This is a genomic window from Variovorax sp. GW821-FHT10D07, assembly GCF_059415325.1.
In genome coordinates this window covers 1-20,634 of sequence record NZ_JBWKMZ010000012.1, presented here as the reverse complement: position 1 = coordinate 20,634, position 20,634 = coordinate 1, and the positions used below count along the sequence as shown (strand labels likewise).

General features: G+C 69.9%; 21 protein-coding genes and 1 riboswitch. Of the genes, 12 read left to right on the top strand and 9 right to left on the bottom strand.

The genetic code is table 11. The features are described from left to right. Positions 1–22 precede the first annotated feature (22 nt). The 5 genes from AC07PU_RS29260 to rfbB form a co-directional block, all read right to left on the bottom strand. Positions 23–1,255 carry a class I SAM-dependent methyltransferase gene (locus tag AC07PU_RS29260; protein WP_431511380.1) on the bottom strand — a complete coding sequence of 411 codons (1,233 nt, stop codon included), beginning with the start codon at positions 1,253–1,255 and terminating at the stop codon, positions 23–25. A gap of 324 nt (positions 1,256–1,579) precedes the next feature. Then, entirely contained in the window at positions 1,580–2,128 is a 549-nt protein-coding gene (gene rfbC, locus AC07PU_RS29255; protein ID WP_495321868.1) for a dTDP-4-dehydrorhamnose 3,5-epimerase, read from the bottom strand. After that, entirely contained in the window at positions 2,125–3,024 is a 900-nt protein-coding gene (gene rfbA, locus AC07PU_RS29250) for a glucose-1-phosphate thymidylyltransferase RfbA (protein WP_495321866.1), read from the bottom strand. The genes rfbC and rfbA overlap by 4 nt, the downstream gene beginning before the upstream one ends. Positions 3,025–3,073: 49 nt before the next feature. Further along, positions 3,074–3,964 carry a dTDP-4-dehydrorhamnose reductase gene (gene rfbD, locus AC07PU_RS29245; RefSeq protein WP_495321864.1) on the bottom strand — a complete coding sequence of 297 codons (891 nt, stop codon included), beginning with the start codon at positions 3,962–3,964 and terminating at the stop codon, positions 3,074–3,076. Further along, complete coding sequence (gene rfbB, locus AC07PU_RS29240; protein ID WP_495321862.1) at positions 3,961–5,031, bottom strand: dTDP-glucose 4,6-dehydratase; 1,071 nt, start codon at positions 5,029–5,031, stop codon at positions 3,961–3,963. Before rfbB ends, rfbD begins: the two co-directional genes overlap by 4 nt. A 259-nt stretch (positions 5,032–5,290) precedes the next feature. Further along, a riboswitch (glycine riboswitch) is annotated at positions 5,291–5,408 on the top strand. 88 nt (positions 5,409–5,496) lie between these two features. Between rfbB and AC07PU_RS29235 the strand changes: the two genes are divergently transcribed. Continuing rightward, positions 5,497–6,804, top strand: a complete 1,308-nt coding sequence (locus AC07PU_RS29235) for a D-amino acid dehydrogenase (protein ID WP_495321860.1) — start codon at positions 5,497–5,499, stop codon at positions 6,802–6,804. Positions 6,805–6,826: 22 nt separating this feature from the next. Here the strand turns inward: AC07PU_RS29235 and AC07PU_RS29230 are convergent, their stop codons facing one another. The 3 genes from AC07PU_RS29230 to AC07PU_RS29220 all read right to left on the bottom strand — a co-directional run bounded on the left by AC07PU_RS29230 (position 6,827) and on the right by AC07PU_RS29220 (position 10,444). After that, positions 6,827–8,107 carry an FIST signal transduction protein gene (locus AC07PU_RS29230; RefSeq protein ID WP_261214948.1) on the bottom strand — a complete coding sequence of 427 codons (1,281 nt, stop codon included), beginning with the start codon at positions 8,105–8,107 and terminating at the stop codon, positions 6,827–6,829. Positions 8,108–8,147: 40 nt separating this feature from the next. Next, entirely contained in the window at positions 8,148–8,930 is a 783-nt protein-coding gene (locus AC07PU_RS29225) for a PhaM family polyhydroxyalkanoate granule multifunctional regulatory protein (protein WP_495321857.1), read from the bottom strand. A gap of 71 nt (positions 8,931–9,001) precedes the next feature. Next, a complete protein-coding gene (locus AC07PU_RS29220; protein ID WP_495321855.1) occupies positions 9,002–10,444 on the bottom strand; it encodes an aminotransferase-like domain-containing protein in 1,443 nt (480 codons plus the stop codon). A 100-nt stretch (positions 10,445–10,544) separates the two neighbouring features. Here AC07PU_RS29220 and AC07PU_RS29215 point away from each other — a divergent pair, with 100 nt between their 5' ends. From AC07PU_RS29215 to AC07PU_RS29170, 10 genes are all read left to right on the top strand, one after another. Next, positions 10,545–11,144, top strand: a complete 600-nt coding sequence (locus tag AC07PU_RS29215) for a LysE family translocator (protein ID WP_495321853.1) — start codon at positions 10,545–10,547, stop codon at positions 11,142–11,144. A 7-nt stretch (positions 11,145–11,151) separates the two neighbouring features. Further along, positions 11,152–12,096, top strand: coding sequence for a DMT family transporter (locus AC07PU_RS29210; protein ID WP_495321851.1), 945 nt, complete (start codon positions 11,152–11,154; stop codon positions 12,094–12,096). 76 nt (positions 12,097–12,172) lie between these two features. Continuing rightward, complete coding sequence (locus AC07PU_RS29205) at positions 12,173–13,375, top strand: aminotransferase-like domain-containing protein (protein ID WP_093353872.1); 1,203 nt, start codon at positions 12,173–12,175, stop codon at positions 13,373–13,375. A gap of 23 nt (positions 13,376–13,398) precedes the next feature. Beyond that, complete coding sequence (locus AC07PU_RS29200) at positions 13,399–14,037, top strand: LysE family translocator (protein WP_495321848.1); 639 nt, start codon at positions 13,399–13,401, stop codon at positions 14,035–14,037. Between the two features lie 10 nt (positions 14,038–14,047). Beyond that, complete coding sequence (locus tag AC07PU_RS29195; RefSeq protein ID WP_495321846.1) at positions 14,048–14,881, top strand: PhzF family phenazine biosynthesis protein; 834 nt, start codon at positions 14,048–14,050, stop codon at positions 14,879–14,881. Positions 14,882–14,921: 40 nt separating this feature from the next. Next, positions 14,922–15,563 carry a glutathione S-transferase family protein gene (locus AC07PU_RS29190; RefSeq protein ID WP_093353865.1) on the top strand — a complete coding sequence of 214 codons (642 nt, stop codon included), beginning with the start codon at positions 14,922–14,924 and terminating at the stop codon, positions 15,561–15,563. Between the two features lie 3 nt (positions 15,564–15,566). Next, positions 15,567–16,490 (top strand): PhzF family phenazine biosynthesis protein, encoded by a 924-nt coding sequence (locus AC07PU_RS29185; protein ID WP_495321843.1) that lies wholly within the window; start codon positions 15,567–15,569, stop codon positions 16,488–16,490. A gap of 14 nt (positions 16,491–16,504) precedes the next feature. Beyond that, complete coding sequence (locus AC07PU_RS29180; protein ID WP_495321841.1) at positions 16,505–17,197, top strand: VOC family protein; 693 nt, start codon at positions 16,505–16,507, stop codon at positions 17,195–17,197. Between the two features lies 1 nt (position 17,198). Next, complete coding sequence (locus AC07PU_RS29175) at positions 17,199–17,831, top strand: LysE family translocator (protein ID WP_495321839.1); 633 nt, start codon at positions 17,199–17,201, stop codon at positions 17,829–17,831. 5 nt (positions 17,832–17,836) lie between these two features. Further along, the gene (locus AC07PU_RS29170) at positions 17,837–18,802 is read left to right on the top strand and encodes a threonine dehydratase (protein WP_495321838.1); all 966 of its coding nucleotides are present in this window, start codon (positions 17,837–17,839) and stop codon (positions 18,800–18,802) included. Between the two features lie 29 nt (positions 18,803–18,831). Here the strand turns inward: AC07PU_RS29170 and AC07PU_RS29165 are convergent, their stop codons facing one another. Next, complete coding sequence (locus AC07PU_RS29165) at positions 18,832–19,659, bottom strand: creatininase family protein (protein WP_495321837.1); 828 nt, start codon at positions 19,657–19,659, stop codon at positions 18,832–18,834. 63 nt (positions 19,660–19,722) lie between these two features. On the opposite strand from AC07PU_RS29165, the gene AC07PU_RS29160 reads away from it, so the two are divergent. Continuing rightward, positions 19,723–20,520, top strand: a complete 798-nt coding sequence (locus AC07PU_RS29160) for an SDR family oxidoreductase (protein ID WP_495321836.1) — start codon at positions 19,723–19,725, stop codon at positions 20,518–20,520. The last annotated feature ends 114 nt before the right edge of the window (positions 20,521–20,634 follow it).

Sequence of the window (20,634 nt, the reverse complement as noted above, 5' to 3'; positions counted from 1 at the left end):
CGCCAGAACGCACGCGCGCTGGCTACGAACCCTTCGAGCCGCGGAGCACGCGGACCAGCGGCGACAGGATGGCGCGAACGCCACCCGCGAGGCCGGGATGCCGGGTGCCGAAACGCCGGATCGGGCCGCTCACCCGCCAGTAGGCGCTGCCCGTGACGGCCTGGTAGAGCGTCGTGACGTGCGCGGCCTGGCGTTGGGCCTCCAGCTTCTCCGCTTCGCATTGCGCCAGCCGCTCGCGCTCGATCTGCAGCTGTGCCTGGCCCTGGTCGCGCGCCTCCTGCACGGCGGCATCGCGCTTGCGCGCATAGGTGGAGCGCGCCTGCGTCAGACGCTCCTCGATCGCCGGGTTGGTGGTGCGGTAGTAGCGGTCGCTGCTGTAGAGGCAATCGGGGTAGCGGAACAACGGCTCGTCCGAGGTCTTGCGGGCCTGGACCAGGATGGTGTCGCCGAACAGCGAGGCATCGATCGACAGCATGGCACCGACTTCGAAGATGTCGGTCACGTGCTCGGGCTCCGCGAAGGCGCAGATGGTGCGGAACGCGACGTCGGTGAGCCCCGCGCTGCGCAGCGCCATCTTGAAGAAGATGGGCGTGTATTCGAACGAATGCCGGGGTTCGTGCCCGAGGTCCGGATGGAAGAACCAGTAGACCCAGGGCGGTGCCCCCGCGATGAATTCCCGCAGCGTCTTGTACGAGGCCGAATTCGGCACCGAGGTCACGAGGATGGAGTCGCGATGCATGCAACGCGTGACGTTGAGCAGCACGCCGGACGGGTCCTGGTCCACGTGTTCCAGCGTCTCGAAGAAGAGCACCGTGTCGAAGGTGGCATCGAGCGGCCACTGTGCCTGGGTGATGTTGAAGTTGTAGCTCTTCAACTCCAGGCGGCGCCCTTCCATCTCGATGCTGCGCGTCAGGATGGGCTGGTCGATGTCGGGCCGCATCTCGATGCCCTCGACGCGCGCATAGCCCAGGTAATGCCAGGCCCAGAAGGCCATGTAGCCATAGCAGCCGATATCGAGGCACGACGCATCCGGCGATTCGGCATACGGAATCATCGTGAGCGACAGCGACAGCCGGCGGCGATGCGCCGTCAGGTAGAGAAATTCGGTGGCCGACCCGGTCCTGCGCACATGCTCGATGGTGGTGTCGAGGATGTTCTCGGCCTCGGCGATCGACAGGTAGCGGCCCTCTTTCGGGGTGTCGGGCGTGGATTTCAGATCCGAAATGACTTCTCGAATCAATTCCTGCTGATCCATCTTCTGGGGCTCTCCGGCTGCGCGGCTTGTCGGCGCGTTCTAGGGGGAAGTGGGGTGCCGATTCTCGGCACCGGCACGCCTTGGTGGCGTGCTCGATGCCGTCGATCCATCGTGCGGGGAGTCATCGAGGAAGTGTTACCTCAATGCAAACAAATACTAACATCGACCTATGAAATGTCGATGAAGCGAGCGCTTTCGGGGGGGCGCTGCGGCTGGATATTGCGCGGGCTGCGCGCAGCGGTCATGAAGCGACCGTGCGCGAGCGGCGTCGGGATCGGCGGCCACGAGAGGGCCGCGCCGATGCCCGCGCCGGGTTCGAGATTGTCAGTCGAACACTTCGGCGCCGGCGAAGCTGGCGCCGGCCTGGTCCTTGCCGGAGAGCTGCGGAGCGCCTCCGGTCGCGGGCCACGCGATCGCCAGGTCGGCGTCGTCCCACTTGATGCAGCGCTCATGCGCCGGCGCGTAGTAGTCGGTCGTCTTGTAGAGAAACTCCGCCGTCTCCGTCAGCACCAGGAAGCCATGCGCGAAACCCGCGGGCACCCACAGCTGCTTGTGGTTGTTCTCGCTGAGTTCCTCGCCCACCCACTGGCCGAAGGTCGGCGACGACCTGCGGATGTCCACCGCCACGTCGAACACCGCGCCGCGCACGCAGCGCACCAGCTTGCCCTGCGGCTGCTGGATCTGGTAATGCAGGCCGCGCAGCACGCCCTGGGCCGAGCGCGAATGGTTGTCCTGCACGAACTCGACGTGGCGCCCCACGGCCTCATCGAAGGCCTTGCCGTTGAAGCTCTCGAAGAAGAAGCCGCGCGCGTCGCCGAACACCTTCGGCTCGATGACGAGGACTTCGGGAATGGCGGTGGGCGTGGCCTTCACGAGCGCACCTCGTCCTTCAGCAGGCGTTGCAGGTACTTGCCGTAGCCGCTCTTGGCCAGCGGCGCGGCGAGCTTCTCGAGCTGCGCGGCGTCGATGAAGCCGTTGCGCCACGCGATCTCCTCGGGGCACGCGATCTTCAGGCCCTGGCGATGCTCGAGCGTGGCGATGAACTGGCCGGCCTCGAGCAGGCTCTCGTGCGTGCCGGTGTCCAGCCACGCATAGCCGCGCTGCATGATCTGCACATTGAGCTGGCCGAGGTCGAGGTAGGCCTGGTTGACCGCGGTGATCTCGAGTTCGCCGCGCGCGCTGGGCTTGACGGCCTTGGCGATGTCGACGACCTGGTTGTCGTAGAAGTAGAGCCCGGTCACTGCATAGCTGCTCTTGGGTTCGAGCGGCTTCTCCTCGATGCTGCTGGCCTTGCCCTGCGCATCGAAGGCCACCACGCCGTAGCGCTCGGGGTCGTGCACGTGATAGGCGAAGACGGTCGCTCCCTTGGCCTGCGCATGGGCGTCGGACAGCAGGTGCACGAAGTCGTGGCCGTAGTAGATGTTGTCGCCCAGCACCAGCGCGCTCGGCGAATTGCCGACGAACTTGTCGCCGATGATGAAGGCCTGCGCCAGCCCGTCGGGACTGGGCTGCACGGCGTACTGCAGGTTCAGGCCCCACTGGCTGCCGTCGCCCAGCAGTTGCTGGAAGCGCGGCGTGTCCTGCGGCGTGCTGATGACGAGGATGTCGCGCATGCCGCCGAGCATCAGCGTGCTCAGCGGGTAGTAGATCATGGGCTTGTCGTACACCGGCAGCAGCTGCTTGCTGATCGCGAGCGTGGCTGGATGCAGCCGCGTGCCCGAGCCGCCGGCCAGGATGATGCCTTTGCGCTGCGTCGTCTGGATGGTCATCGTTGGTGTCTCTTCTCTTCGGGTGTCGTGTTCGGCACGGATGCCGGACTCAGAGGATCTCGCGCAGCATGCGCGCGACGCCGTTCTGCCACGGCGGCAGCACCAGCCCGAAGGCGGCCTGCAGCTTCGAGGTGTCGAGGCGCGAGTTGTGCGGCCGGGTGGCCGGCGTGGGAAAGGCGCTGGTCGGCACGGCCTCGACCTGCTGCGGCCCGGCCTTGAGCTCGACACCGGCCTGTTGCGCGAGTTCGAGCACGTAGCGCGCGTAACCGTACCAGGTGGTCTCGCCGCCCGCGATCGCGTGATAGAGCCCGGCCTTGGACGGGTCCTGCAGGGTGGCGCGGATGGCATGGGCCGTGATGTCGGCCAGCAGCTCGGCACCGGTGGGTGCGCCGAACTGGTCGTCGATGACGGTCAGCTTGTCGCGCTCCCTGGCCAGCCGCAGCATGGTCTTGGCGAAGTTGCCGCCGCGCGCTGCATAGACCCAGCTGGTGCGAAAAATCAGGTGCTTCGTGCAGTGCTGCGCCACCAGTTGCTCGCCTTCGAGCTTGGTGCGGCCGTAGACGCTCAGCGGCCCGGTCGCATCGTCTTCCTTCCAGGGCGTGCTGCCGCTGCCGTCGAAGACATAGTCGGTCGAGTAGTGGACCATCAGCGCGCCGATCTCCTGCGCGGCCTGCGCCACCACGCCGGGCGAGGTGGCGTTGAGCTTGCGCGCGAACTCGGGCTCGCTCTCGGCCTTGTCGACGGCGGTATGGGCGGCGGCATTGACGACCACGTCGGGGCGCACCTGCCGCACGGTGTCGGCCAGCTGTTCGGGCCGGCTGAAGTCGGCGTGGAAGTCGGTGCTGTCGAAATCGAGCGCGACCAGCTCGCCCAGCGGTGCGAGGCTGCGCTGCAGTTCCCAGCCGACCTGTCCGCCCTTGCCCAGCAGCAGCAGCTTCATGCGGAAGCCTTCGCGTCGTACTGCTTCTCGACCCAGGCCCGGTAGGCGCCGCTTTGCACGTTGCGCACCCAGTCGCCGTTGGCGAGGTACCACTCGACCGTCTTGCGGATGCCGGTGTCGAAGGTCTCGGCCGGCTTCCAGCCGAGCTCGCGCTCGAGCTTGCGCGCGTCGATGGCATAGCGGCGGTCATGGCCGGGGCGGTCGGTGACGTAGCTGATCTGCTCGGCATAGCCCTTGCCGTCGGCGCGCGGACGCAGCCCGTCGAGCAGCGCGCACACGGTCTTCACGATCTCGATGTTCGGCTTCTCGTTCCAGCCGCCCACGTTGTAGGTCTCGCCGAGCCGGCCCGCTTCGAGCACGCGGCGGATCGCGCTGCAGTGGTCCTTGACGTAGAGCCAGTCGCGCACCTGCATGCCGTCGCCATACACGGGCAGAGGCTTGCCGGCCAGCGCGTTGACGATCATCAGCGGGATCAGCTTCTCGGGGAAATGGAAGGGGCCGTAGTTGTTCGAGCAGTTGGTGGTGAGCACCGGCAGGCCGTAGGTGTGGTGCCAGGCGCGCACGAGGTGGTCGCTGGCGGCCTTGCTGGCCGAGTACGGGCTGTTGGGCTCGTACTTGTTCTCCTCGGTGAAGGCCGGGTCGGCCTTCGAGAGCGAGCCGTAGACCTCGTCGGTCGACACGTGCAGGAAGCGGAAGGCCGCCTTCTGGTCGGCCGGCAGCGCGTTCCAGTGGCCGCGCACCGACTCGAGCAGCCGGAAGGTGCCGAGCACATTGGTCTGCACGAAATCCTCGGGGCCGTGGATCGAGCGATCCACGTGCGACTCGGCCGCGAAATTGACCACCGCGCGCGGTTTGTGCTCGGCCAGCAGGCGGTCGAGCAGCGCGCTGTCGCCGATGTCGCCCTGCACGAAGACATGGCGCGGATTGCCCTTGAGCGAGGCCAGGGTCTCGAGATTGCCGGCGTAGGTGAGCTTGTCGAGGTTCACGACCGGTTCGTCGCCTTGCGCGATCCAGTCGAGGACGAAATTGGCGCCGATGAAGCCGGCGCCGCCGGTAACCAGGATCATGGAGTCCCCTGTGCTGTGTGATTGCTGAGTCACGTGGTCGAAAGCCCGAAGCCGCGCGGGCGCGGCCGGGCGTGGATTATCCCACCCGTGCGCAAGGCCGAATCCGGGGTTGGCCGGTGCCCGCGGCCCGCCTACAATCGCCACCCATTGCAGGAGAGCGGGCCGCATGCATCGCGCAGGCAGCCCCACCGAAGGCGCAAACTCCCATAAACGCTCAGGTCGGCTCCACGCTTCCCGCGGGGCCTGTACTGCAACCACTGAAACGCCGTCTGGAGAGCCAGCACATCGCCCATCGCGGCCGTGCTGCGCCGAAGGAGCAAGTCCGCTGCAAGGTGCAGCGGATGAAACTCTCAGGTACCGAGGACAGGGGGAGCGGCAATTGGACGGCCGTCCGGTTGCGCGCTATCTATTCAGTAGCACGACCTTCACGCCGTTCAAGCGCTTCGACCTCGAAAGGTACTTGAAATGCGCGTGATCGTATTGGGCGCCGGCCTGCTCGGCGTGACCTCGGCCTACTACCTCCAGCAACTCGGCCACGACGTGACCGTGATCGACCGGCAGGCCACCCCGGCCGCCGAAACCAGCTTCGCCAACGGCGGCCAGATCTCGGTGAGCCATGCCGAGCCCTGGGCCAATCCCAGCGCGCCGCTCAAGGTGCTGCAGTGGCTGGGCAAGGAAGACGCCCCGCTGCTGTTCCGCATCCGCGCCGACATGCGCCAGTGGCTCTGGGGCCTGCAGTTCCTGCGCGAATGCACGCCCGCGCGCACACGCCACAACATCGAGCAGATCGTGCGGCTGGGCACCTACAGCCGCGACACGCTGCAGCAGCTGCGCCGCGATACCGGCATCCGCTACGACGAGCGCACGCAGGGCATCCTGCACTTCTACACGACGCAAAAGGAGTTCGACGGCGCTCTCGCGCCTGCCGAGCAGATGCGCGCGCTGGGCTGCGAGCGCCAGGTGATCTCGGCCGACGAGGCCGTGAAGCTCGAGCCCGCGCTGGCCCACATCCGGCCGCAACTGGCCGGCGCCACCTACACGGCCGAGGACGAATCGGGCGACGCCAACCGCTTCGCGCGCGAACTCGCGCGGCTCGCGGCCGAGGCCGGCGTGAAGTTCCTGATGAGCCACACCGTCACCGCGCTGCGCGAGGTGGGCGGCGCGATCGACCACGTCGAGGTCACCGACGCCGAGGGCCGCTTCCAGCGCATCCGCGGCGATGCCTTCGTGATGGCGATGGGTTCGCTGAGCCCGCTGCTGGCGGCACCGCTGGGCATCCGGCTGCCGATCTATCCGGCCAAGGGCTATTCGGTCACGCTGCCGGTCAAGGACGCGAGCAAGGCCTACCAGGTCTCGCTGACCGACGACGAATACAAGCTGGTGTTCTCGCGCTACACCTCGGAATCGGGCGACCGCATGCGCATCGCCGGCACGGCCGAGCTCAACGGCTACGACCGCGACCTCAACCGCGTGCGCTGCGAAGCCATCGTGCGCCGCGTCGAGCAGTTGTTCCCCGGCGCCGGCGACACCGCGCAAGCCCAGTTCTGGACCGGCCTGCGCCCGGCCACGCCGAGCAACGTGCCGCTGATCGGCCGCACGAAACTCGCGAACCTCTACCTCAACACCGGCCACGGCACGCTCGGCTGGACCCATGCCTGCGGCTCGGGCAAGTCGATCGCGCGCATCGTGAGCGGTCTGGCGCCGGAGGTGGATTTCGCGTTCACGGGGCTGCCCCGGCCCGTAGCGGGCGTGGCGCGGCCCGCGCTGGGCTGAGCTTCCGAAAGAAGGCGGACGCTCAGTCGTCCGCCGTGAACACCGTCAGCACACCCGTGTAGCCATACACGTGGTGCCGCGCGATCTCGCCCGCGGCGAAGAAACCGACCAGCGGCACGTCGCCCAGCGCGTGGCGCACGATCTGCAGCTCGGCGCCCGGTGCGCCGAAATGCGGGCCGCCGCGGCCCGAGCAGCTCACGTAGACGGCGCCGGCGATGCGGCGCGCGGGATGCGGCGCCGCCTCGGCCTCGCCGGCGGCGACGGCGCGCGCGGTGGCCAGGGTCTGTTCCTCGGGCTCGAGTTCCTCGCGGATCTCGGCGCAGATGCGCATCAGGTCGGCGCGCGCAGCCTGGGCGTTGCGGCGGCAGAAGCTCAGGCGCATGCCGGCCTCGGCCACGTCGGCGATCGCGATGCCGCGGCGCGTGGGGTCGAGGCCGATGATGTGGCGCACCAGCACGTCGGCGCCGAGGTCGCCCGTGCGGCGGATGCCGTCGCTGCCGGCATCGACCAGGCCCACCAGGGTGGCGCGCACGGCCTCGATGGCTTCCTGCGGCCGCTCGAGCGAGACCTGCAGGTCGGCCAGCAGCACGTCGAGCGCGGGCTCGCCGTCGAGCTGCAGCACCAGGTTGCCGTCGGCCTCGGTGATCTCGCGCTCGCGCGCGCTGCCCGAGCGCAATGGCTGGCAGCCCTGCGTGACGCGCGACACCAGCCGCACGCCCTCGCCGAACACCACGCCCGACAGGCCGCCCGAGAACACGCCGCCGGCCGCACCCTGGCCGCGGATGTTGCCGTTGCCGCCGACCGCGAACTGCAGCGCGCCGCCGCGGCCCGAGGAGAGGCCGCCGAACAGGTAGCCGGTGTCGGTGCGCCCGGCCATCTCGCCGATGAGCTCGGTCAGGTCGGGGGTGGCGGGGTCGGCATGCACCAGCGCCGTGTGAGCCTCGAAGCCGCTCATCTCGGAACTCGCCAGCGGCGCCACGCCCGAGAACACGCGGTACTGGTCGCTCGGCAACGCGCAGAGCATCAGGCTCAGGCCGGGCTCGTCAAAGTACTCGGCATTGTTGGCCGACACGCCGACGCCCACGGTGCCGGCCCAGTCGGTCACCTCGGGCAGCTCGGCGCTCAGGTGGTCGAGGATCTCCTGCGCGTCGACCGCATAGTGGTCGGTGATGTAGAGCAGCCCGAGGGTGGGTGCCGAGGCGTAGTCGGGCAACGCCATCTGCGCGCGCAGCTGGGCCAGCACGAGGCCGGCCGCCATGCGCCATTGCGGATGGGTGGCGTGACCGGAGGGAAACAACTTCATCGTGCCAACCTGCTTCGTTCGATGGTCAAGACAAGGCGGCTCAGCGTCGGCCGCCCGTTCGCTTGCGGGCCGCGGGCGCCGCGGCCGGCTTCTTCGCCGCCGGTCGCTTGGCGGCCGTCGAGGCCTTGCGGGGGGTGGACTTGCGCGAGGCGCTCGCGGTTCCCATGGCCTTGCCGACGGCGTCGGCCAGCGGCTGGGTCACGGCCGGCATCTTGAGCTGAGCCGCGTCCTGCAGCGCGGTGCTCGCGATCTGCTGGAACTGCTCGGTCAGCGAGCCCCACCACTTGAGCGGGTCGACCGCGCCGCCGGCGGCATCGCCCGTGGCGGATTTGGCCGAGGCCTTGGCGGCCGGCCTGGCCTTGCGGCGCGGCGGCGGAGCCTCTTCCTCTTCTTCCTCCTCCTCGTCGAGTTCCTCTTCGTCCTCGAACTCGACCTCGGGTTCGGGCGCCGCGGCCGGCGCGGCTGCCGGCGCCGGGCTGACCGCCGCGGCCGCCGCATTCGCCTGCCGCGTGAACACGCCCGCGAGGTCCTCCATGCGCACGTTCATGCCGCGCAAGGTGGACAGCGTCATCTTCTGAACCTCCAGCGCCTGGATCGTGGCCTTGAGCGCGTGGCCGTTCTGCTCGAGCCAGTACTGCACCGTCTTGAGTTCCTGGATGCGCTTGTCGACCTCCTCCACGCTCATGGTGGGCGCCACCCAGCTCGCCAGGCTCGGGATGCCGGGCACGGAACCGGCGCCGCTCGCACCGGCCGCGAGGTTCTTGAGGAAGTCGAAGCCGGGTACGAACTGGCTGAAATCGAAGGGTTGGCTGGCTTTGTTCATGCGGCAGGTCTCCGGTCTGGCGGGTGTTGTGCTGCCAGCTTACTCCAAGGCAGGGCCCGCCCCGCCCCGGATCAGAGCTCGTCGCGCGTCTTGGCGAAGACCTTCCAGAAGCTCGCGTCCTGCGAGCTCGCGAAGTTGATGCGCATCAGCGTGGTGGGCGGCCGGCGCGCATGGAACAGCGAGCCCGGCGCCAGCAGGTAGCCCTGGTCGAGCATGCGCTGGGTCAGCATGTCGGTGTCGACGCCGGTGTCGACCCAGCCGAACAGCCCCGCGGGCTCGGACGCGAAGGTGCAGCCGTGCGCCAGCACCAGCTTGGCGGCACGCGCGCGGGCGCCCTCGAGGCGGATGCGCACGCGCTCGGCATGGCGGCGCAGTTGGCCCTGGTCGATGCACCACGAGAGCGCCCGCTCGAACAGCGCGGGCGAGGTCAGCGTGGCCAGCAGCTTGGTCTCGAGCAGCCGCTCCTTGAGCGCGGGCGAGGCGGCCAGGAAGCCGATGCGCCAGTTGGGCGCGAGGATCTTCGCGAAGCCGCTGACGTAGATGGTGCGCTGCAGCCCGTCGAGGGCGCTGAGCCGCGTCGCGTGCTCGGGCGCGAGGTGGCTGTAGGTGTCGTCCTCGACGATGTGGAAGTCGTGCTCGTTGGCCAGCTTGAGCACGCGGTGCGCGCTGTTGGGCGACAGGCTGTAGCCGGTCGGGTTGTGCAGCACGCTCACGCTGACGAACAGCTTGGGGCTGTGCAGCGCGCAGTACTGCGCCATCACGTCGAGGTCGGGCCCGTCGGCGCGGCGCGGCACCGGCAGGATGCGCATGCCCAGCGCCTCGAGCCGCGCGAACTCGAGCGCCCAGCCGGGCTCCTCGACCATCACCGGATCGCCGGCGCGCAGCATGGTGCGGCTCACGATGTCCAGCGCATGGGTGGCGCCGATGGTGGTCACGATCTGGTCGGGCGCGGCCGGCACGTTGATGCCCACCAGCTTCTGCGACAGGCTGCGCCGCAGCGCCGCGTCGCCCGCGGGCTCGCCGTACTGCAGCGACAGCTCCTGCAGCATCGCGGTGCTGGTCATGCGCCGCACCGCCGTCGGCATGAACGAGGAATCGAGCCAGTCGGGCGGAAACACGCCCATGCCGGGCTGCGGCTTGTCGCTCGGGCGGTGGAACATGCTGCGGATCAACGAGCTGGCGTCGGCCGGCGTGCGCGAGGCCATCATCTGCGTGACCATCGACAGCGCGCTGATCTGCAGCGGGTCGCCCGCCGGCTGGGCCGGGTCGCGGCCGGGATCGCGGCCCGAATCGCGCACGAAGAAGCCGCGCTGGCGCCGCGCCTCCACCAGCCCGAGCGCCAGCAGTTGGTCGTAGGCGGCCACCACGGTGTAGGGGCTCACGCCCTGCTGGCGCGCGCATTCGCGCACCGAGGGCAGGCGCGCGCCCGGCAGCAGCAGCCGGTTGCGGATGCGTTCGGCCAGGCGATCGGCCAACTGGGCGGTCAGCGACTGGGACGAGGTTCGTGTCAGCATCGGCGTTCGATCTGTGTTGTACGCAAGGCCGATACAGATTGACTGTGTGTACGGCCATCTGTACTGGAACTGTAATGGTCCAAAGTTTAGAGTGTGTGTCATGAACTGGCAAGAATTCACCGCGCTGCTGGTGCTGGCCACGGCGATGAGCTTCTCGCCGGGCCCGAACACCACGCTGTCAACCACCCTCGCGGCCAACGGCGGCCTGCCGCGCGCGATGCGCTTCGTGGTCGCGGTGCCCGTGGGCTGGACCCTGCTGCTCGCGCTGTGCGCAGCCGGCCTGGGCGCGCTGGTGATGGCGGCGCCCGCGCTGCGCTGGGCGATCAAGGCGCTGGGCATCGCCTACCTGCTGTACCTCGCGTTCAAGCTCGCCACCAGCACCACGCTGGGCCGCGCCGACGATGCCAACCTGTCGGTCGGCTTCGTGCAGGGCGTGGCACTACAGTTCCTCAACATCAAGGCCTGGCTGCTCGCGCTCACGCTGGTGGCCGGCTGGATCGCGGGCCAGGCCGAGCCGCTGCACCGCTTCGCGATCGTCGCGCCCGTGATGCTGGTCTACGCCTTCGCGAGCAACTTCACCTATGCGCTGGCCGGCGCGCTGCTGCGCGAATGGCTGTCGAAGGGCAAGCGCCTGGCCTGGTTCAACCGTGCGATGGCCGCCGTGCTGGTGCTCACCGCCTGGTGGATGCTGCGCGTCTAGGGCCGCCATGAAGATCAAGGACGAAACCCTCGGCATGTGGCTCGGCGTGATCGGCGTGGCGCTGTTCGCGGTCACGCTGCCGATGACGCGGCTGGCCACCGGCACGCAGGCGCAGCCGCAGCTCTCGCCGTGGTTCGTCACGCTCGGCCGCGCCGCGCTCGCGGGCCTGCTGTCGGCCGTGTTCCTGCTGGTCACGCGCTCGCCGCGGCCCGCGCCCCACCAGTGGAAGCCGCTGGGAATCGCGGTGCTCGGCAACTGCGTCGGCTTTCCGCTGCTGCTGGCCTATGCACTGCGCGTGGTCACGGCCAGCCATGCGGCGGTGGTGACGGCGCTGCTGCCGCTGGTCACGGCCGCGGTCGCGGCCTGGGTGCTGCACCAGCGCGCGCGGCTCGGCTTCTGGCTCTGCGCCATCGCGGGCAGCCTGCTGGTGGTGGTGTTCTCGCTGGTGCGCGCGAGCCAGAACGGCCACGGCTTCGGTTTCGAATGGGCCGACCTGCTGCTGGTCGGCGCCGTGATCGCCGCCTCCTTCGGCTACATCTACGGCGCGCAGGTCACGCCCGCGCTCGGCGCCGAGCGCGTGATCTGCTGGGTCTGCGTGATGGCGCTGCCGGTCACCCTGCCGGCCACGCTCGCGCTGTGGCCCACGCAGCCGATCGCCACCGCCTCCTGGCTGGGCTTCGTCTACGTCGGCATGTTCTCGATGTGGATCGGCTTCTTCGCCTGGTACCGCGGCCTGGCCCTCGGCGGCGCGCTGCGCGTGAGCCAGACGCAGCTGCTGCAGCCCTTCCTCTCGATCCTGGTGTCGATCCCGCTCCTGGGCGAGCCGCTCGACGTGGTCACGCTGGGCTTCGCGGCCGCGGTGGTGGCCACGGTGGTGGTCGGCAAGCGGCTGTCGCAGCCGTCGGCACCGGCCGCCCCGGTCCTGCGCGCGCCGGTCGGCGCCGTGGACTGATCGCGCCCTCCGTCTTACCCTCGCATCCGCACTCCGTTCGTTCGCATCGCTCCTCACCGTCAGAAAGAAGACTCCCATGAACTGGAAACTCGCCGCCCGCGCCGCCAAGATGAACCCGTCGGTGCTGCGTGAAATCCTCAAGGTCACCGAGCGCCCCGGCATCATCAGCCTGGCCGGCGGCCTGCCCTCGCCCAAGACCTTCCCGATCCAGGCCTTCGCCGACGCCTGCGCCGAGGTGCTGCACAACGACGGCCAGGCCGCGCTGCAGTACGCCGCCAGCGAGGGCTTCGCGCCGCTGCGCCAGGCCGTGGCCGACATGCTGCCGTGGAACGTCGATCCCTCGCAGGTGCTGATCACCACCGGCTCGCAGCAGGGCCTCGACCTGGTCGCCAAGGTGCTGATCGATCCGGGCAGCAAGGTACTGGTCGAGACGCCGACCTACCTCGGCGCGCTGCAGGCCTTCGGCCCGATGGAGCCCAACCCCGTGGGCGTGGCCAGCGACGACGACGGCGTGATCGTCGAGGACCTGGTCGCCAAGGCCAAGGACGCGCGCTTCGTCTACCTGCTGCCCAACTTCCAGAACCCCACCGGCCGCACCATGACCGAGGAGCGCCGCGCCGCCGTGTCGGCCGCCGCCGCCGCGGCCGGCCTGCCGATCGTCGAGGACAACCCCTACGGCGAGCTCTGGTTCGACGAAGCCCCGCCGCCGCCGCTGGCCGCGCGCAACCCCGAGGGCGTGATCTACCTGGGCTCGTTCTCGAAGGTGCTGGCACCCGGCCTGCGCCTGGGCTTCCTGGTGGCGCCCAAGTCCATCTACCCGAAGCTGCTGCAGGCCAAGCAGGCGGTCGACCTGCACACGCCGATCTTCACGCAGCGCATGGTGTCGGCCGTGATGAAGGACAACTTCCTCGAGCGCCACGTGCCCACCATCCGCGCGCTCTACAAGCGCCAGCGCGATGCGATGAGCGCCGCGCTCACGCGCGAGATGGCCGGCCTGGACGTGAAGTTCAACGCGCCCAAGGGCGGCATGTTCCTGTGGGCGCGGCTGCCCGAGGGCATCGACACCGTGACCCTGCTGCCCAAGGCGGTCGAGCGCAACGTGGCATTCGTGCCGGGCGCGCCCTTCTATGCCGGCGAAGGCGATGCGCGCACGCTGCGGCTGTCGTTCGTGACCGCGAGCGTCGAGGAGATCGACACCGCGATCGCCGCGCTGGCGCAGACCGTGCGCGAGGAACTCGCGCTGGCCGGCGACAAGCAGCTCGCGGCCGCGCAGATCTGAGCGCGCATTCACCGGAGCCTGCCTTGATCGGCCTCGCAACGCTCTCGCTGTTCCTGCTCGCGGTGCTGGCGCTGTTCCTGTCGCCGGGCCCGAACATGGCTTTCGTGCTCTCGCACGGCGTGGCCCATGGCCCGCGCGGCGGCTTCGCGGCGGCGCTCGGGATCTCGGCCGCCGACCTGGTGCACACGCTGTTCGCCGCCACCGGCGTGACCGCGCTGGTGGCGGCCTGGCCGCCGTCCTTCGACCTGCTGCGCTATGCCGGCGCGCTGTACCTGCTGTGGCTCGCCGTGCAGGCGTTGCGCAGCAGCGGCGGCCTGCGGCTCGGCGCGCACGCGCGGCCGGCAGGCTTCGGCCGCATCGTGCGCATGGCCTTGCTCAACAACCTGGTCAATCCGAAGGCGCTGCTGTTCTTCATGGTGTTCCTGCCCCAGTTCGTCGATCCCACGCGCGGCAGCGTGCCGCTGCAGCTGGTGCAGCTCGGCATCGTGCTGTCGCTGGCGGCGCTGGGCTTCAACACCCTGCTGGGCGCCTGCAGCGGACAGGTCGGCCGCTGGCTGCAGCGCCGCCCCGGCGCCGAGAAATTCCAGCGCGGCCTGCTCGCCACCGTGATGCTGGCGCTCGCGGTACGCCTGCTGTTCCTCGACCGGCCCGTGCCGCGCTGAAGAGGTCCCCATGAATGTCCTGAAGATCGCGGCCTTCTCGGATGGCGAGCAAGGCGGCAATCCCGCCGGCGTCGTCATCGCCGAGGCCCTGCCGCCCGAGGCGCAGATGCAGCGCATCGCCGCCGACGTGGGCTTCTCCGAGACCGCCTTCGCCGCGCGCACCGGCGACGGCTGGCGCGTGCGCTACTTCGCGCCGCAGTCCGAAGTGCCGTTCTGCGGCCACGCGACGATCGCGCTCGGCGCGGCGCTCGCGCTGCAGCAGGGCGACGGCGTGTTTCCGCTCACGCTCAACCAGGCGCGGATCACGGTCGAGGGCCGCCGCAACGGCGCCACCGTCGAGGCCGCGCTGCAGTCGCCGCCCACGCGCAGCGCCGCCGCCGTGCCCGCCCTGCTGTCCGCGGCGCTGGAGTTGTTTGGGCTCGACGCGGCCGCGCTCGATGCGCGCATCCCGCCGGCCGTCGCCCATGCGGGTGCCGATCATCTGGTGCTCGCGCTCGAGAGCCGCGCGGCGCTGGCGGCGATGCACTACGAGCTCGAGGCCGGCCGCGCACTGATGGCCCGCTTCGATCTCACGACCATCGTGCTGCTGCATGCCGAGAGCGCGCAGCGCTTCCACACGCGCAATCCCTTCGCCTCGGGCGGTGTCTACGAAGATCCCGCGACCGGCGCCGCCACCGCCGCGCTGGCCGGCTACCTGCGCGATATCGGCTGGCCGCACGACGGCGCGATCGACGTGGTGCAGGGCGAGGACATGGGCATGCTGTCGCGCCTGCATGCCGACATCCCGGCCGCGCCCGGCAGCTCGATCCGCGTCTCGGGCACCGCGCGCATCATGCGGGACTGACTCGAACACGAACACACAAGCTTCAAGGAAAGACGACGACATGCTCAACATCTGGGGCCGCATCAGCTCGATCAACGTCCGCAAGGTGGTGTGGTGCGCACAGGAACTCGGGCTGGACTTCCAGCGCACCGAGGCCGGCGGCCGCTTCGGCGTGGTGCAGACCGACGAGTACCTGGCGCTGAATCCCAACGCCATGGTGCCCACCATCGACGACGGCGAGGGCGCGGAGCGCGTGGTGCTCTGGGAATCGAACGTGATCGTGCGCTACCTCTGCGCCAAGTACTCGCACGGCGCCTTCTACCCGGCCGACCTGCCCGCGCGCTTCGACGCCGAGCGCTGGATGGACTGGCAGCAGACCACGCTCAACCGCGCGAGCCGCGATGCCTTCGTGCAATGGGTGCGCACGCCGCCGGCCGAACGCCAGCCGGCGCTGATCGACGCCTCGGTGCGCGAGAGCGAGGCGCTGTTCGGCCTGCTCGACGCCCACCTCGCGCGCCATCCCTACATCGCCGGCGAGCGCTTCACCATGGCCGACATCCCGATCGGCTGCGAGGCGCACCGCTGGTTCAACCTGCCGGCCGCCGAATACCGCCGGCCCGGCTGGCCGAATGTCGAGCGCTGGTTCAACGACCTGCTCATCCGTCCGGGCGCGCGCGGCGTGCTCGATCTCCCTCTCGAGTAAGAAATGAAAACCCGCCCGTTCAAGCAAGTCGACGTCTTCACCCCCCATCCCTACTTCGGCAACCCGCTGGCCGTGGTGATCGATGGCAGCGAGCTCGACGATGCGGCCATGCTGCGCTTCGCGCAGTGGACCAACCTGTCCGAAACCACCTTCCTGCTGCCACCCACCGACCCCGCGGCCGACTACCGGGTGCGCATCTTCACGCCCGGCGGCGAGCTGCCGTTCGCGGGCCATCCCACCATCGGCAGCTGCCATGCCTGGTTGCAGGCCGGCGGCAAGCCCAAGGCCTCCGGCCAGGTGGTGCAGCAATGCGGCGCGGGCCTGGTGCCGCTGCGGCGCGAGGGCACGCGGCTGGCTTTCGCGGCGCCGCCGCTCAAGCGCAGTGCGCCGAGTCCCGCGCTGCTGGCCAAGGTGGCCGGCGCGCTGGGCCTGAAGGCGCAGCAGGTGATCGCCGCGCAGGTGCTCGACAACGGCCCGGTCTGGTTCGGCCTGCTGCTCGAGGATGCCGACGCGGTGCTCGCGCTCTCGCCCGACCATCGCGCGCTCAAGGAGCTGGGCGTGAAGGCCGGCGTGGCCGGCGTGCCGACCGTACACGACACCTCGCTGCTGATTGGCCGCTCGAACCGCGAAGCGCGCGCCTTCGGCAACCGCCCCGCCGTGCCGCTGGACGACGGCGCGAAGATCGACCTCGAGGTGCGTGCCTTCGCCGAACCGATCGGCGTGCAGGAAGACCCGGTCACGGGCAGCCTCAACGCGGGCCTGGCCGAATGGCTGATCGCCGACGGCCACATGCCCGCGCGCTACCTGGCGGCGCAGGGCCAGTGCCTGGGCCGCGCGGGCCGCGTCCACATCGAGCGCGACGCCGAGGGCCGGATCTGGGTCGGCGGCGATGCCGTGACCTGCGTCGACGGCAGCGTCGCGCTCTGAACGGAGACACCGCGATGCATGCCGAAGTCGACCACCTCGTGATCGCCGCCGCCTCGCTGGCCGAGGGCGTGGCGTGGTGCGAGGCCACGCTGGGCGTGGTGCCCGCGCCCGGCGGCACGCATCCGCTGATGGGCACGCACAACCGGCTGCTGAACGTCGCGAGCGAGGCCTTTCCGCGCGCCTACGCCGAGATCATCGCGATCGAACCGGGCCAGGCGCCGTCGCGCCCGAACACGCGCCGCTGGTTCGACCTCGACGATGCCGAGCTGCAGGCCGGGCTCGCGCAGCACGGCCCGCGGCTGATCCACTTCGTGGCGCGCGTACCCGATGCGCGCGCCGCCATCCAGGCCCTGGCACGCGAGGAGCATGCGCAGATCGACCGCGGCCACCTGCTCGAGGCCTCGCGCGACACCGCGGCCGGCCGGCTCGAATGGCAGATCGCGGTGCGCGACGACGGCCAGCGGCTGTTCTACGGCGCGCTGCCCACGCTGATCCAGTGGGGCCCGGTGCATCCGGTCGATGCCATGCCGGCCTCGGGCCTCGCGCTGCGTTCGCTGCATGCCACCCATCCGCGCGCGCCGGCGCTGTCGGCCGCGCTCTCGGCCATCGGCCTGCGTGCGCTGCAGGTCGATGCCGGCGCACCGAACCTCGTGGCCGTGTTCGACACGCCGCGCGGCCCCGTCACCCTGGAATCCCGAGGACTCTGACATGCTGACCCTGACCGAAATCGCCTGGTTCGCCTTCGCCTCGCTGCTGCTCGCGCTCACGCCCGGGCCGAACATGATCTATTGCGTCTCGCGCACCCTGATCCAGGGCCGCCGTGCCGGGCTGATCTCGCTGGGCGGCGTGCTGATGGCCTTCCTGGTGCACCTGTGCGCGGCCGCGCTCGGGCTCACGGCGCTGCTGCTCGCGGTGCCGCTGGCCTTCGACGCGATCCGCTTCGCGGGCGCGGCCTACCTGCTGTGGCTCGCCTGGCAGGCGGTGCGCCCCGGCGGCACCGCCCCCTTCGAGGCCCGCGCGCTGCCGGCCGACCCGCCGGGCAAGCTGTTCCGCATGGGCTTCCTCACCAACCTGCTGAACCCGAAGGTGGCGATGTTCTACCTCTCGTTCTTTCCGCAGTTCATCCATCCCGAGCGCGGCTCGGTGCTGCTGCAGAGCCTGCAGCTCGGCGCCGCGCAGATGGCGAGCAGCGCCGTGGTCAACACGACCATGATCGTCGGCGCCGCGAGCATCACGGCCGTGCTGTCGAAGAGCGAAGGCTGGCTGCGCGCGCAGCGCTACGTGATGGGCAGCGTGCTGGCCGCGCTGGCGGTGCGTGTCGCATTGACCGAAAGAAAGTGATCACCATGCGATTCACCCGCGAAGAAATGGAAGCCGCGCTCGCCACCGTGCACGCGGCGATGCCGCCCACGCCGCAGTACGCCTGGCCGCTGCTCGAGCGGCGCATGGGCGCGAAGCTCTGGGCCAAGCACGAGAACCACACGCCGGTCGGCGCCTTCAAGATTCGCGGTGGCCTGACCTACTTCGAGACGCTGGCGCGCGAGCAGCCCGGGGCGCGCCACGTGATCAGCGCCACGCGCGGCAACCATGGCCAGTCGCTCGGCTTCGCGGCGCGCCGCCACGGCCTGGCCGCGACCATCGTGGTGCCGCACGGCAACTCGGTCGAGAAGAACGCCGCGATGCGCGCGCTCGGCGTCGAGCTGGTCGAGCACGGCGAGGACTTCCAGGCCGCGTCCGAGCATGCGGCCGTGCTGGCCGAGCGCGACGGATTGCACCGCGTGCCCTCGTTCCACCGCGAGCTGGTGCGCGGCGTGTCGACCGCCTACGTCGAGTTCTTCGAGGCGCTGAAGCACGCGCCGCCCGACGTGCTGTTCGTGCCCATCGGCCTGGGCTCGGGCTTCGCGGGCGCGGCAGCGGCGCGCGCGCACTGCGGCGTCGCCACGAAGATCATCGGCGTGGTGTCGGCCCATGCCACCGCCTACCTCGATTCGTTCCGCGCGCGCCATCCGGTCGAATCGCCGGTCAGCACGCGCCTGGCCGACGGCATGGCCTGCCGCGTGCCGGTGCCCGAGTCGCTCGAGGTGCTGCTGCGCGAGGCCGACGACGTGGTCGCGGTCAGCGACGAAGAGGTGGCCGAGGCGATGCGCATCCTTTTCAGCGACACCCACAACGTGGCCGAGGGCGCGGGCGCCGCCGCGCTCGCCGGTGCGCTTCAGCAGCGGGAGCGCTGGCGCGGCAAGACGGTGGGCATCAGCCTGACGGGCGGCAACGTCGACTCGGGCATGTTCGCCGAGGTGCTGGCGAAGGCCTGAGCGGTCGCCGCTCTTCTCTCACTCTTTTTTCAGGGCAGCGGACCGGTGTTCGCGGTGCTCAGCGGCAGGCGCGACACCTCGGCCAGCAGCAGCGCGAGTTGCGCCGCCGCGGCATCGACGACCGCCTGCCCCGCTGGCGCCGTGGCCGCCGCCGCATTGCCCGCCGCACCCTGCGCGTTGTAGTCCTCGATCGCCCAGCCCAGCTTCGCGCTCCTGCCGTTGCCGAGGATCGCGTAGTCGGCCGCGCGCTGCTCGGAGCTGGAGCGGAAATCCTGTGCCGCGTCCATGCGCACCAGCTGCGGCGCGAGCGCCAGCATCATCGAGGTCTCGATCTCGCCCGCATGCACGCCGAAGCGGTGCTCGTGCGCGCTGAACCGGGCACCCGCCTCGCCCAGCGGCAGGTTGAACCAGCTCGCGGAATAGACGATCAGCCCGTGCGCGGCGCGCAGTTCGCGCGCCACGATGTCCATCGCGCCCACGTGGCCGCCATGCGCGTTGAACAGCACCAGCTTCTTCACGCCGGCACGCGCCACCCCGGCGCCGATCTCGCTCCACACGCGGATCAGCGTCTCGGCCGACAGCGTGAGCGTGCCCGCGAAGCGCGCGTGCTCGGGACTCAGGCCGATCTGCTGGGTCGGCAGGAACAGCACCGGCAGCTCGGCCGGCAGCAGCGGCAGCGCCGCCGCGACGATGCCGTCGGCCAGCACCGTGTCGACCCCGAGCGGCAGGTGCGGCCCATGCTGCTCGGTGGCGCCCAGCGGCAGCACCGCCACCGTGGCTGCCACATCGAGCGCGGCGAAGTCGCGCGTGGACAGCTGTGACCAGAAGCGGGGCAGGGATACCGTGGGAGCGTTCATCCGGCGATCTTAGAGCGGTGATTCAATCCACGCGACTCCGCCAACCAACCCAAGGACACCTTCATGGATCTCGAACTCCAGGACCGCCACGTACTCATCACCGGCGGCAGCAAGGGCATCGGCCTGGCCTGCGCGCTCGGCTTCCTGCGCGAGGGCGCGCGCGTGAGCCTGGTGTCGCGCGATCCGGCCAACCTGGAGCAGGGCCGCCAGGAACTGCTCGCGGCCCACGCGCAGGCCGAGGGCCGCGTCTCGCTGCACGCCGCCGACCTCAAGGACCCGGCGGCCGCCCTGGCCGCCCTCGACGCCGCCGAGCAGGCCTTCGGCCCCGTCGACGTGCTCGTCAACTCGGCCGGCGCCGCGCGCCGCACCCCGCCCGACGACCTCACGCCCACGGCCTGGCACGACGCGATGGACGCGAAGTACTTCAGCTACATCCACATGATCGACCCGGTGGTCAAGCGCATGGGGCAGCGCGGCAGTGGGGCCATCGTCAATGTCATCGGGCAGGGCGGCAAGGTCGCGAGCCCTGTGCACATGGCCGGTGGGGCCGCCAATGCGGCGCTGATGCTGGTCAGTGCGGGCATGGCTGCGGCTTATGCCGCCAAGGGGGTGCGCGTGAATGCGGTGAATCCTGGACTCACGCTGACTGCTCGGCTTGCCGAAGGGATGAAGGCGGATGCGAAGCTGCAGGGTATCGGTACCGAGGAGGCGCTGCAGCGGGCTACCGCGCGGCTGCCGCTGGGGCGCATTGCTACGCCGGAGGAGGTGGCGAATACGGTGCTGTTTCTGGCTTCGGGGAAGGCTAGTTATGTGACGGGGGCTATCGTGGCTATGGATGGGGCGGTTACGCCGATGATTTGAGTTGCGTTTGGCGGGCTGGTTGTCAGTTTTTTTGTTGAGGCTGTTGGCCGGGTCTCGCCCCGGCGGGCGAGTCACTTTCTTTTGCTTCGCCAAAAGAAAGTAACCAAAGAAAAG